The 12269-nt window shown below is 60.9% G+C and carries 15 protein-coding genes; 3 read left to right on the top strand and 12 right to left on the bottom strand.

The window, feature by feature from the left end; all coding sequences use genetic code 11:
* The first annotated feature begins 77 nt into the window (after positions 1 to 77).
* Positions 78 to 767, top strand: coding sequence for a DUF1045 domain-containing protein (locus PRI8871_RS00075; protein WP_108884153.1), 690 nt, complete (start codon positions 78 to 80; stop codon positions 765 to 767).
* On the opposite strand, the gene phnN is transcribed toward PRI8871_RS00075, so the two are convergent.
* From phnN to phnG, 7 genes are all read right to left on the bottom strand, one after another.
* Positions 749 to 1291, bottom strand: coding sequence for a phosphonate metabolism protein/1,5-bisphosphokinase (PRPP-forming) PhnN (gene phnN, locus PRI8871_RS00070; protein ID WP_108884152.1), 543 nt, complete (start codon positions 1289 to 1291; stop codon positions 749 to 751). The two genes, PRI8871_RS00075 and phnN, sit on opposite strands and share 19 nt — an antisense overlap.
* Positions 1288 to 1968 carry a phosphonate C-P lyase system protein PhnL gene (gene phnL / locus PRI8871_RS00065; protein WP_108885153.1) on the bottom strand — a complete coding sequence of 227 codons (681 nt, stop codon included), beginning with the start codon at positions 1966 to 1968 and terminating at the stop codon, positions 1288 to 1290. Before phnL ends, phnN begins: the two co-directional genes overlap by 4 nt.
* A gap of 72 nt (positions 1969 to 2040) precedes the next feature.
* Complete coding sequence (phnK, locus tag PRI8871_RS00060) at positions 2041 to 2811, bottom strand: phosphonate C-P lyase system protein PhnK (protein ID WP_108884151.1); 771 nt, start codon at positions 2809 to 2811, stop codon at positions 2041 to 2043.
* The gene (locus tag PRI8871_RS00055; protein ID WP_108884150.1) at positions 2808 to 3680 is read right to left on the bottom strand and encodes an alpha-D-ribose 1-methylphosphonate 5-phosphate C-P-lyase PhnJ; all 873 of its coding nucleotides are present in this window, start codon (positions 3678 to 3680) and stop codon (positions 2808 to 2810) included. Before PRI8871_RS00055 ends, phnK begins: the two co-directional genes overlap by 4 nt.
* Positions 3677 to 4771 carry a carbon-phosphorus lyase complex subunit gene (locus PRI8871_RS00050; protein ID WP_108884149.1) on the bottom strand — a complete coding sequence of 365 codons (1095 nt, stop codon included), beginning with the start codon at positions 4769 to 4771 and terminating at the stop codon, positions 3677 to 3679. The genes PRI8871_RS00055 and PRI8871_RS00050 overlap by 4 nt, the downstream gene beginning before the upstream one ends.
* Positions 4771 to 5337: a phosphonate C-P lyase system protein PhnH gene (gene phnH / locus PRI8871_RS00045; RefSeq protein ID WP_108884148.1), complete on the bottom strand. Its 567-nt coding sequence runs from the start codon at positions 5335 to 5337 to the stop codon at positions 4771 to 4773. The genes PRI8871_RS00050 and phnH overlap by 1 nt, the downstream gene beginning before the upstream one ends.
* Positions 5337 to 5795 (bottom strand): phosphonate C-P lyase system protein PhnG, encoded by a 459-nt coding sequence (phnG, locus tag PRI8871_RS00040; protein ID WP_108884147.1) that lies wholly within the window; start codon positions 5793 to 5795, stop codon positions 5337 to 5339. The genes phnH and phnG overlap by 1 nt, the downstream gene beginning before the upstream one ends.
* Positions 5796 to 5876: 81 nt before the next feature.
* Here phnG and phnF point away from each other — a divergent pair, with 81 nt between their 5' ends.
* Positions 5877 to 6596 carry a phosphonate metabolism transcriptional regulator PhnF gene (gene phnF / locus PRI8871_RS00035; RefSeq protein WP_108884146.1) on the top strand — a complete coding sequence of 240 codons (720 nt, stop codon included), beginning with the start codon at positions 5877 to 5879 and terminating at the stop codon, positions 6594 to 6596.
* Here phnF and PRI8871_RS00030 read toward each other — a convergent pair.
* The 5 genes from PRI8871_RS00030 to phnC are packed head-to-tail and all read right to left on the bottom strand — an operon-like array spanning position 6593 to position 11221.
* Positions 6593 to 7210 carry an LbetaH domain-containing protein gene (locus tag PRI8871_RS00030; RefSeq protein WP_108884145.1) on the bottom strand — a complete coding sequence of 206 codons (618 nt, stop codon included), beginning with the start codon at positions 7208 to 7210 and terminating at the stop codon, positions 6593 to 6595. The two genes, phnF and PRI8871_RS00030, sit on opposite strands and share 4 nt — an antisense overlap.
* Before the next feature lie 11 nt (positions 7211 to 7221).
* A complete protein-coding gene (gene phnE, locus PRI8871_RS00025) occupies positions 7222 to 8532 on the bottom strand; it encodes a phosphonate ABC transporter, permease protein PhnE (RefSeq protein ID WP_108884144.1) in 1311 nt (436 codons plus the stop codon).
* Positions 8532 to 9392 carry a phosphonate ABC transporter, permease protein PhnE gene (phnE, locus tag PRI8871_RS00020; RefSeq protein ID WP_108884143.1) on the bottom strand — a complete coding sequence of 287 codons (861 nt, stop codon included), beginning with the start codon at positions 9390 to 9392 and terminating at the stop codon, positions 8532 to 8534. The genes phnE (PRI8871_RS00025) and phnE (PRI8871_RS00020) overlap by 1 nt, the downstream gene beginning before the upstream one ends.
* Before the next feature lie 57 nt (positions 9393 to 9449).
* Positions 9450 to 10361 (bottom strand): phosphonate ABC transporter substrate-binding protein, encoded by a 912-nt coding sequence (phnD, locus tag PRI8871_RS00015; RefSeq protein WP_108884142.1) that lies wholly within the window; start codon positions 10359 to 10361, stop codon positions 9450 to 9452.
* Between the two features lie 53 nt (positions 10362 to 10414).
* Positions 10415 to 11221 (bottom strand): phosphonate ABC transporter ATP-binding protein, encoded by an 807-nt coding sequence (phnC, locus tag PRI8871_RS00010; RefSeq protein ID WP_108884141.1) that lies wholly within the window; start codon positions 11219 to 11221, stop codon positions 10415 to 10417.
* A 155-nt stretch (positions 11222 to 11376) separates the two neighbouring features.
* On the opposite strand from phnC, the gene PRI8871_RS00005 reads away from it, so the two are divergent.
* Positions 11377 to 11898, top strand: a complete 522-nt coding sequence (locus PRI8871_RS00005; protein ID WP_108884140.1) for an acyloxyacyl hydrolase — start codon at positions 11377 to 11379, stop codon at positions 11896 to 11898.
* Positions 11899 to 12269 lie beyond the last annotated feature (371 nt).

The following is a 12269-nucleotide window of genomic DNA, read 5'->3' as shown; positions in this document are numbered from 1 at the left end:
TGCCTAATCCTGTTCTGGACCTTGACGCAGGCACCGCTGTCATACAGCTGTGATGCATGCAGTCTAAGGCCGATATCATGAAACCTTACACGCGATACGCACTCTATTTCGCGCCCGAGCCCGGCCCCTTGGCCGAGTTTGCGGCCCATTGGCTTGGTTGGGATGCCGCGTCGGGCACGCCGCGCGAACACCCGCATGTCGATGGCCTTCCCGCGCCCATCAGCGACCTGACGATAACCCCGCGCAAATACGGGTTCCACGGCACGCTGAAGCCGCCCTTTCGGCTGGCCCGCGGCACCGACCGCGCCGGGCTTGAGGCAGCGGTCGCCGATCTGGCGAGCCGCCTGCCCGCGACCACTTTGGAGGGCCTGAGCGTCACCCCCTTGGGGCGTTTTCTGGCGCTGACGCCCGACGGTGATGCCAGCGGTCTTGCGCAGATCGCCAATGCCTGTGTGCGCGATCTGGACGCCTTCCGCGCCCCAGCCTCTGAGGCCGAGCTGGAGCGCCGCCGCGCCTCGGGCCTGACCCCAAGACAAGATTCGAACCTGCTGGCCTGGGGCTATCCCTACGTGTTCGAAGATTTCCGCTTCCACATGACGCTGACCGGCAAGATCCCCAAAGCACAGGTCGCCCCCACGGCCGAGGCCCTGACATCGGCCTTCACGCCGCTGCTGTCGCGCCCATTCCCGATTACCTCGATCTGCCTGTTTGGCGAACGCCAGGACGGTCTGTTCGAAATCGTGCATCGCTACGCCCTGACCGGCTGAAGCAGAGCGATCAACTGGCCAAGCGCTTTGGCAACGTCGCTCGAGTTGTCGATCTCAACCACATCTGGCCCCACGGGGCGCAGACCCGATGCACGTTCCAATCGCTGCCGGATGTCCTGCGCCGTTTCCCGGCCACGTGCCTCAAGCCGCCGGGCCAAAACCTCGGGCGCAGCGGTGACGTGAATAACCGTCAGCCCCGGGAAGACCTGCCGCGCGTGATCCAGCATCGCGCGCGACCCGTTGAAGATAACCGTATCCCCGGCCTCAAGCGCATCCAGCGCCGATGCGGGGATGCCATAAAGCAAACCATGCGCGGCCCAATGCAAGGCAAACGCCCCGTTCACACGCATCCGTTCGAACTGGGCCTCGGTGACCCCGTCGAAATCTTCGCCGCCCGCGTTGCTGGGCCGGGTGATGACACGCCGAACCAAGTGTAGACTGGGCAGCGACTGTACAGCCCCGGCCAAAAGCGTGTCTTTGCCCGCCCCGGACGGGCCAACAATAGCAAAGGCACGCCCGGTCACGCGGCCACCTTGGGCGAAAAGGCCGAAACGTCGATCTCTCGGTCGGCGACTTGGGCGCGGGCCTCAAGATCATGGAAGATCCCGATCACCGCCGCGCCCCGCGCCTTGGCATCGTCAATCAAGCCCAGCACAATCGCGCGGTTGCCTGCATCAAGGCTGGCTGTTGGCTCATCCAACAAAAGGGCCGGATAGGGGTGGGCAAACCCACGCGCGATGTTCACCCGCTGCTGTTCGCCGCCCGAAAAGGTCGTCGGCGACAGACCCCAAAGCCGCTCGGGAATGCCCACGCGGGTCAAAAGCGCCTCGGCCCGCGCGATAGCCTCATCCCGGCCAACACCCAGCGCGAGCAGCGGCTCAGCCACCACCTCGCGCGTTGGCACACGCGGCACAACGCGCAGGAACTGGCTGACATAGCCCAACACCTCGCGGCGCAGCGCAAGCACCTGCCGGGCTTCGGCGCCCACGATGTTCACACCGCCCACTTCAATCGTGCCGGTGGCCAGATAGTTGCCGTAGATCATCCGCATCAGCGTGGATTTCCCCGCCCCCGATGACCCGGTCAGCGCCACGCATTCGCCCGGCATGACCTCAAAGGCGACTCTCTCCATCACCGGAATGACGGTGCTGCCCTGATTGTGCAGGATGAAGCTCTTGGAGACATCGCTCAGTCGGATCATCGCGCTCATCTTCTTCTCTTTCCCAAATACCGCCGGGGTGAATTGGCCGAAGGCCAAGAGGGGCAGCGCCCCTCACACCTGCAAGACGGAGCTGACCAACAGTTGCGTATAGGGGGCTTGCGGGTCGTCCAGCACCTGATCGGTCAGCCCCTGTTCAATCACTTGGCCGGATTTCATCACCATCAGCCGGTCCGCCAGAAGGCGCACAACCGCCAGATCATGGGTGACGATGATCGCGCTTAAGCCCATGTCGCGGACCAAACCACGGAGCAGGTCCAAAAGGCGCGCCTGAACCGACACATCAAGCCCGCCCGTCGGTTCATCCATGAACACCAATCGCGGGCCGGTCACCAAATTCCGCGCGATTTGCAGGCGTTGCTGCATGCCGCCGGAAAAGGCCGTGGGGCGGTCATCAACCCGATCTTCGGTGATCTCAACCCGGCCAAGCCAGTCAATCGCGGCGCTGCGGATATCGCCGTAGTTCCGCGCACCGACCGCCATCAGCCGTTCCCCCACATTGCCGCCAGCGCTGACGCCCATGCGCAAACCATCGCGGGCGTTCTGGTGCACAAAGGCCCAATCCGTGCGGGCCAGCATGCGGCGTTCCGGTTCGGACATGATCAGGGTATCGCGGGGGCCATCGGCGCGGGTGTCGAACACAACCTGCCCGCCATCCGGCACCAACTGCCCCGCCAGACAATTGAGCAAGGTCGATTTGCCAGACCCGGATTCGCCAACGATGCCCAGCACTTCGCCGGGATACAGATCAAAGGACACATCCGCGCAGCCGATCCGCCCGCCGTAGGTCTTGGACAGGTCGCGCACAGTCAAAAGCGGGGTCATGACAAGGCCTCCAGCACGGGGGGCGCCATGTCGCCCCGATGTCCATCGGCTTGCCGACGGCTGCAATAATCGGTGTCCGAACAGACGAACATACGCCCGCCCTGATCGTCGGTGATCACTTCGTCCAGATAGGTGTGATCCGCCCCGCACAGGGCACAGGGATGATCGGCCTTGGACGGGTTGAACGGGTGATCCTCAAAATCGAGGCTGACAACCTGCGTATAGGGCGGCAGCGCATAGATCCGTTGTTCGCGGCCCGCACCAAACAACTGGATCGCGGCGCTTTCCAAGCGGGGGTTGTCGAATTTCGGGATCGGCGACGGGTCCATCACATAGCGCTCCTCCACCTTGACCGGATAGGCATAGGCCGTCGCGATTTCGCCGTTGCGGGCGATATCCTCATACAGTTTCACATGCATCAACCCGTAGTCTTCCAGCGCATGCATGACCCGCGTTTCAGTCTCGCGAGGTTCCAGAAACCGCAGGGGTTCGGGGATCGGCACCTGATAGACAAGGATTTGATCCTCGGTCAGCGGCTCTTCGGGGATGCGGTGGCGGGTTTGGATGACCGTGGCATCGCGGGTGCTTTCGGTCGTGGCGACCCCAGCGGTGCGTTCAAAGAACTTGCGGATGGACACGGCGTTTGTCGTGTCATCGGCCCCTTGGTCGATCACTTTCAGCGTGTCGGCAGGCGTCAGGCAGGCCGCCGTGACCTGCACGCCGCCCGTGCCCCAACCATAGGGCATCGGCATTTCGCGGCTGGCAAAGGGCACCTGATAGCCGGGGATCGCCAACCCTTTGAGGATGGCGCGGCGGATCATGCGCTTGGTCTGCTCATCCAGATAGGCAAAGTTATATTCTTGGCTCATTCTGCCGCCTCCTTCACCTCATCGGCACCGGCAGCTAGGCGCATGCGGCGCACCAGCTCCAGTTCGGATTGAAAATCGACGTAATGGGGCAATTTGATATGCTCCAGAAAGCCGGTGGCTTGAATGTTGTCCGAATGGCTGATGACAAATTCTTCGTCCTGCGCGGGGGCGCCGACGTTGTCTTCGCCCAGTTCCTGCCAGCGCAGCGCCCGGTCGACCAGAGCCATCGAAATCGCCTTGCGTTCCGTCTGGCCAAAGACCAGCCCATAACCACGGGTGAACTGCGCCGGTTCGGTCTTGGAGCCTGCGAATTGGTTCACGGTTTCACATTCGGTCACGGTGATTTCGCCGATCTCAATGTCAAAGCCCAGTTCCGGGATCTCCATCGAAACGGGGACTTTGCCGATGCGCAATTCACCGACGAACGGGTGGTTCCGGGCATAGCCGCGTTGACTGGAATAGGCCATGCCGAGCAAGAACCCTTCGTCCCCACGGCTGAGCGCTTGCAAGCGCAGCGGCCGCCCGGCGGGATAGGCCATGGGCGCGCGGGTCATGTCCGGCGGGGTTGCGTCCGAGGCTTGCTCGGTCTGGATCAACCCGTCGCGGTTCAGAAATTCGGTCACACGGGGCATCGGCGCTTGGTCCACCGGAGCGATTGGCGCGGTATCGGCCAGGGCTTCGCCCTCGGCGGCCAGTTTGAAATCCAGCAGGCGATGCGTGTAATCGAAGGTCGGCCCCAGCACCTGCCCGCCGGGCAAATCCTTGAACGTCGCGCTGATGCGGCGATCACAGGCCATGTCGTCGGTCTCAATCGGACGCGAATGGCCCAGACGCGGCAGCGTGGTCCGGTAGGCGCGGATCAGGAAAATCGCTTCGATCAGATCACCCCGCGCCTGTTTGATCGCAAGCGCCGCCAGATCCGGGTCATAGAGCGAGCCTTCGGCCATGACCCGATGAACGGCCAACGCCATTTGTTCGCGGATTTGATCAACCGTCAGATCCGGGACCGCCACATCGCCGCGGCGTTCTTCGGCCAGCCAGCTATGGGCATTGTCGATGGCCTTTTCGCCACCCTTCACAGCCACATACATCAGCGCACCTCAATCTTGGTGGAACGGGGCAGCGCGGCGATCTGGCATCCGCTTGTCAGGAACAGATCGACGCCGCGCGGGAATTTGGCGTGGTTGGCCATCAGGCTGGCTGTGTCCGGCAGGGCCAAATACGCCTCGGTCTGGATGCCGGGGCCGGTCAGGCGCGGGCCGGCTTGCGTGATCTCGGGCATCTCGACAATCAACGTGGCAGACCGGTCCGGGTATTCGGGCGTGCCTTGCGCGTAATCGTCCAGCGGGGCCAGCGCGTCCCACGACCCAAGCGCAAACATCGCATCGGCCTTGGTGGCCAAAGGCGCACCGCAGTGGAAGGCGATCCAGTGGCGGGCCTCGGGCGTGTCCAGATCCGGCGCCAGAAACAGCGACGTTTCATGGTCGCACAGCGTCAGCAACAGAACGGCCGCCGCCTGCGAAAACGGCAGATCCGCCGCAATCGGTGCAATGGTCTGGATCGTGCCGGGGCGAGCAATTGCCGACATCGCGGCGCGAAAGGCATTGGCGGAATCGTAGGCAGGCATGTCGAACCCACGCTGAGCGGCAATCTGCATCAATCCTCTCCTCGAACCATGGTGAAGAACTCGACCTTTGTGGCCGCCGCTTTTTCGGCGCGGGCCTTGGCCTTGGCATCTTGTGTACGCTGAAGGGGAGTCAGAACATGGGCCATGACGTCATCCGCGTGGGCGGTCTGCATCAGGGCATCGACCAGCGCCGCGTTGCGGGCGTGCGTTTTGTCACGCCCCTGCACATGGCCATAGCCGACCGCCTCGGACCCAGTCAGACGCAGGGCGCAGCGGGTGATTGTCAATTCACCCAGATTGAAGGCTGCCCCCGTGCCGCCCGCGCGACCCCTCACCATGACGCTGCCAATTTCGGGCTGGCGCAGCCAGTCGAATGCCGTGTCGTTGAAGTGTGCGACGCAGTCTGCAAGCTGCGCCGCATCGGCCTTGGCCAGCAGGCTAAGCCAGGTTTTTCGCTCTGCGTCAGAGGGGGAGTGGACAGCTTGCATATTAGTCTAGATTCCTATACAACTAGACTAATCGTACCAATCGGGCCGTCCTGTCGGCAACAAGAATTTTGTGAAACCTTCATGACGACCAGCCCGCGCACCCCCCTATGGAAATCCATCGCCACCGCGCTGGAGGCCGATTTGGCCGCTGGCCACTATCCGCCGGGCAGCAAACTGCCCACCGAACAAGAGCTGGCGCAGCGCTTTATTGTTAACCGGCACACCGTTCGGCGGGCGCTGTCGGATATGGCCGATCGCGGCTTGGTGCGCAGCCGGCGCGGATCCGGTATTTTTGTTGAGGCCCAATCCACCGAATATCCCTTGGGGCGGCGGGTGCGCTTTCATCAGAACATCCAAGCCTCGGGGCGGTTGCCCCAAAAGAAGATCCTGCGCCGCGAAACCCGCCTTGCCGACGCGTCCGAGCGTGAGGCGCTGCACCTTTCTGAAGCGGCGAAAGTGTTCGTGGTCGAAGGCCTGTCCCTGTCCGAAGATACGCCGGTTGCCCTGTTCCAATCCGTCTTTCCCTTGGACCGTTTGCCCGGCCTGCCCGAAGCGTTTGAGACGGTCACATCCATCACCGAAGCACTGCGACGATCCGGGGTTGCCGACTACATCCGCGCCGAAACGCGCATCACCGCCGAACATGCCACCGCGACGCAAGCCATTCATTTGGCCGTCCGCGAAGGCGATGCGCTGCTGTACACCCTGAGTGTGAACACCGATCTGAACGGCACTCCGGTTGAGCGTGGACGGACATGGTTTGCCGGGGATCGCGTGGCGCTGACGCTTAAGGACGGTTAGGCCTCATACTTTTCAAGGAACGCCTCAATCGGCATGGCCCGGAAATCGGGTAGCCGCTCTTTTAGAACGTCATGCGACCAATCCCACCACGCCAAGGCCAAGAGCCGCTGGGCGATGTCCTCCGGGAACCGGGCGCGCATCGGGGTGGCGGGGACGCCCGTCACGATATGGTAATCGGGCACATCCCGCGTCACCACGGCCCCTGCCCCGACAACCGCACCATGGCCGATCCGCACCTCGGGCCGGATTATCGCGCCGTGACCGATCCAGGTGTCATGCCCAATCTCGGACCGGCGGGCAGCACGGCGGGCAAAGAAGTCGGCATCGTTTTCGACATCATCCCAATAGTCCGAAGACCGGTAGAGGAAGTGATGCAATGACGCCTGCCCCATCGGGTGATCGGTCGGCCCGATCCGCGTGAAGCTGGCGATATTGGCGAACTTGCCAATGGTCGCATTGGCAATATCGACATAGCGGTCACAATAGGAATAGTCGTCAAAGCTGCTGTTCAGCACCCGGCTGCCTTGGCCGATTTCAACAAAGCGTCCAAAGGTGGAATTGCCGATCTGACAATCGGGATGCACGTAGGGCGCGGTTTCGGACAGTCTGGGCATCGCGTATCCCTTCAGGCGTCTTGGCCGCGGATTAGTTTTCGGCGCAGCCAGCCCGAAACCGTGTCCATCAGCATCACCATGAGCAAGATCAGAATGATGTAATAGCTCACCTCTTCCCAGTCTTTTTGGGTGATGATGGCTTGCGTCAACAACAGACCAATGCCCCCGCCGGTGATCGCGCCGATGATGGTGGCGGACCGGGTGTTCGATTCCAGATAATAAAGCACTTGGCTGAGCAGAACGGGCGTGATCTGCGGGATGACCCCAAACCGGTAGCGTTGCAGCGGCTTGGCCCCGGTAGAGGCGACGCCGTCGATCTGTTTGGGATCGACGTTTTCCAACGCCTCTGAGAACATCTTGCCGAAAGATCCGGTGTCCGTCAGCAAGATCGCCAGCGCGCCGGTCATCGGGCCGGGGCCGAAGGCGCGGCTAAGAACGATGGTCCAGATCAGCCCATCCACCCCGCGCAAAAAGTCAAACACGCGGCGCACGGCAAAGCGGGCGGGCATGATGCGGTTGAAGTTGCGGGCGGCCATGAACCCAAGCGGCAACGCGATGATGGCGGCGCCGAACGTACCAAGGAATGCCATCAGAATCGTTTCGAACATTGCCCAAACAACCATCCCGTGCTGCCACATCGGGTTGTACCAAAAGTCCTGAACTGCGCCGATCAGGTTGCTGCGGGTCGGGTCGATCTGCGGGCCGAACAGAATATCGGTTAGGGAATGACCGTGGTACGGGCTGGTGAAGGTATAGAAGAACAGCTCCCACCCGAAGGAATATCGGAACACCTCAGTCTTGTTGCGGGTCAGGCTAACGCGGCCCGCATCGGTGGTGATGTCCAGACGGCTGCGCGACAGGGACACCCAATCCGGAACCGTGTCGCCAAGATTGGTTTGCACCGCGCGGTTCACGATGGCCGCCTCGATCACGCCAAAGCCCGGCACCTCATAGCGCAAGCCATTGTTCGGCAGGAAGGTCACGCGGTGACCGTCTTTCAGATCGATCGTCACAGTGTCACCAGATGCGGCGACCCAAGGCGGCACCATACCATCGGGATATGAGCCTTTGCGTTCGCCTTCAACAGCGATGCTCGTTTCGCCATTGCGGTTGTCGCGGGTGACGTGGGTTTTATAGCTATAGGTGTCGCGCACCAAGGTCGCGCCATTGTCCCAGCGTGCGCGTTCGGCCAGCCCCAGAATGTCGAAGGCAAAGAACACGTAAACCAAATAGGTCAAGATCACCGCCGGGAAGGCAAAGCCAATCAGCTGCTTGCGGCGAAACAGTCGCTCAGAAGACTGATACAGGTCGGACGCAGCCATCAGTGGCCCCCCTTGTGGATTAGGCCTTGGCGGACGCGGCTGGACAGTTGGTCAAAGACCACAATCGTCAAGAACAGCAGAATGAAGATCGCGGCGGCTTCGTCGAATTTGCCAAGTCCCCAAGACATGGCGTTCTTCAGTTCGTACCCGATGCCGCCCGCACCAACGAACCCAAGGATTGCCGAGGCGCGGATGTTGATTTCAAACCGCAGCAGGCCGTAGCTGAAGTAGTTCGGCGCAACCTGCGGGATCACGCCCAGCCACATCCGCTGAACCCAGCCTGCGCCAACCGATTGCAGCCCTTCGATGGGCTTTAGATCGGCGTTTTCATTCACCTCGGAAAACAGTTTCCCCAAGGCGCCAGCGGTGTGAAACGTGATCGCGATCATCGCCGGAACCGGGCCGCCGCCCAGCACAAAGATCAAAACCAATGCGATGACGATTTCGGGCATGGCGCGCATGATGTCCATCGCACGGCGAAACACCGGGATCGCCCGCGGCCAAAGCGCCAGTCCTCGCGTTGCCAACATGGAAAGAACCACCGCAATCGCGGCACCGATCAGCGTCGATACTGCGGCGATATTGATGGTTTCCAGCAAGGACGGGAAGAAGGTCAGAAAATGCCCCGGCAGTTGATCCACCTTCGGCGCGGCATCGGCCCAGACGTCGGCGGGGAAATCCAGAACATGCGGAAGGCCCGACCAGAAGCCACCGGCATTCCGATCATTGGCCAGCATGAAGCCCGACACCAAAAGCAAGGCGAAAATCGCCATGGTCAGTCCGCCGTAAAGGCGCTTGCGCTGCATCATTTGGATATAATTGGCGCGTGGATCGTGCGGGGGGTTCGGGCTAAGGCTCATGTCTCTCTCAAACAAAAAGGGCCCCGCCGGATGGCAGGGCCCAATGGGTAGAGCGGATTAGTTGCTCTTGGCCTTACGTGCTTCGATGATCGAAACATAGGCGTCATGGGTGATCGGATCGAAGCCGAGCGAGTCGCCAGCCGCAACGCCATAGGCGCAATCGGGATCGGCTTCGTAGAGGCCATCAACCAGCGCGGTCATCTTGTCTTTGACATCCTGCGGCAGCGATTTCGCCAGAACAACCGGGCCCTCCGGGATCGGCTTCGAGCGCCAGATTTCAACCAGATCGTTCATGTCGATCAGGCCAGCATCAACCGCTTTGCGCAGCGCGCCCGAGTTGTAGCCGTCTTCCCATGCGCCCTGACCATCGGCCCAGGTCACACCGCCGTCGATATCACCATTGTTTACTGCCACGATGGTCTGCTCATGGCCGCCGGTGAACTTAACTTCGCCGAAGTACTGGCCGGATTCCATGGTGATGCCGTCTTTGTACATCGGGATTTCGATCGACGGGATCAGGTAACCCGAGGTCGAGTTCGGATCGCCAAAGCCGAAGGTTTTGCCTGCCATGTCGTCCAGCGAGGTGATGCCGCTATCTTTGCGGGCAAAGCCGATCGAGTGATAGCCGTAGGAGCCATCGAGGTTGATCTTGACCAGAACCGGCTCAACCGCTTCGGGGTCGGCCAGATAGGTTGCCGCATAGGACGACGCGCCCAGCCACGACATCTGAAGGGTGCCGCCCAGCAAACCCTGGATAACGCCGTTATAGTCGGCAGGTGCAAACAGCTTAACCGGAACGCCAAGGGCTTCTTCGGCATAAGCGCGCAGGCACTCGTTCGAGTTCAGACGGTCCTGAGCGTTTTCACCGCCCAGCAGGCCGATGTTGAATTCAGTGATGCCGTGGCTATCGGCAAATGCCGGTGCGGCCAGAGCAGTGGTTGCCAGAGCGGCAGCGATCAGTTTTTTCATCATCTTTCTCCGTTGCGTTGCCCCGGCCATCGACCGGGGTCGATGAAATGGGGTTACGCAGGAACGCGAGCCTGATGGCCGGTATGTTCCCGAATTTCGGTAGAGGTCGCAGATTCCGAGAAGGTCTCATCCGCGCCATAGATGTCCCGCGCCACGCCGACGGTTAGCTGCGCTGGCGAGCCGTCGAACACGATCCGACCGTCGCGCATGCCGATCACGCGGTCGCAATAGCGACGGGCGGTATCCAGCGTATGCAGGTTGGCAATGACCATGCGGCCATCTTCGTCGTGGATACGGCGCAGGGCATCCATCACGATCTGCGCATTCATCGGGTCGAGCGATGCAATCGGCTCATCCGCCAGAATGACCTTGGGGTCTTGCATCAGTGCACGGGCAATCGCCACGCGCTGTTGCTGACCACCAGACAGAGCCTCGGCCCGCTTGGCCGCGTGGTCGGCGATGCCCAAACGGTCGAGAATATCGATGGCCTTGTGAATGTCTTCCGTCGGATACAGGTTGAACATCGTCCCCAGGGTCGACCGACGGTTCAGCGTTCCGTGCAGCACGTTGGACACGACATCCATACGCGGCACCAGATTGAACTGCTGAAAGATCATCGCGCATTGCGACTGCCACTGGCGCATACCGCCACCAGTCAGCTGCAACACGTCTGTGCCTTCGAACACCAAACGCCCTGAACTCGCCGGGGTCATCCGGTTCATCATACGCAGGAACGTGGACTTGCCAGCGCCCGAACGGCCGATGATCCCGATCATCATCGGGCGATCCACTTCGAAGGTCATACGATCCACCGCAGTGTTCGATCCGAAAGACTTCGTCAGATTCTCGACAAGCAGCATGTGGCCCCCGTTGCGTTCTTGACCCGTCAGGTAGCGGCGCTGCGCAACGCGAATGTGACTATGCGGTAAAGGTTTTGTAACGACCCACTTTCATGGCTAAGGGGTGACAAACATCGGGGAGTGTGCTTCACCTGATGCAAAGCAGGAGGTGCGCCATGGCAGACGGAACGTTCGCAGTAATGATGTTGGTTCTGGGACTAACGGACATGAACCGAAATTATTGCGGGACTGAACTGGGCTGCTTTGGGCGCACAGAAACCACGCCGCGCTTTGCGATCTCGGCAGGCGAGGTCCTAGAACGCCGTGCCAAACCCGCGTCCGAACTCTACCTGCGCTATGATCTGGGGCACCGGACAGGGCCTTTCGGTCATGCCGTCGGATTTTCGATCGGTGAAAAGGGTGAAACCTGGCTGGGCTTTGGGCAAACCTACGACATCCTGCGCGATGGCAGCCCGTGGTTCGCACAACTACACGCGATGCCGGGTCTTTATATGGACAATGGCGGCTTTGATCTGGGCGGCCCGCTTGAATTCCGCTCCGGCATTGAGGTCGGATATGAGGCGCCCTCAGGCTGGCGCTTTGGCGTCAGCTACGATCACCGGTCCAATGCCGGGATTTATAAGAACAATCCGGGCATCGAAACGGTTCAGATGCGCGTCAGCATCCCGATCCGGTAAGATCCGGGTCAGAAATCCAGCGTTGCGGGAACCTTCAGGTGCGTCGACAAACGGCGGGGCCCAAACAGGCATTGCCAGACGAATTTCCAAGGGCTTAGAGGCAGCATAGCCAGATCTCCGAATGAGACCGCACCAATGTTCGATGCGGCTATTCCGGTCTCGTAAGACTGTTGGATTACATCGTCATGACAGTGATTTGTCAGTGTTATGACGTTTAGATTTGAAGTTTCTTTAGCTGAACACAAAACAGCCCGCGTCATTTCTGACGCGGGCTGATTTGTTTGTTTTTGTGATCGTTTTAGAATTATTATTGGTCTTTACTAGGTTTGGCGGTGACCTACTCTCCCACGTCTTGAGACGCAGTACCATTG

It is taken from the genome of Pseudoprimorskyibacter insulae, from assembly GCF_900302505.1.
Lineage (GTDB): Bacteria > Pseudomonadota > Alphaproteobacteria > Rhodobacterales > Rhodobacteraceae > Pseudoprimorskyibacter > Pseudoprimorskyibacter insulae.
Note: the sequence above shows the minus strand (reverse complement) of the source record. Positions and strands in the feature narration are given on the sequence as shown.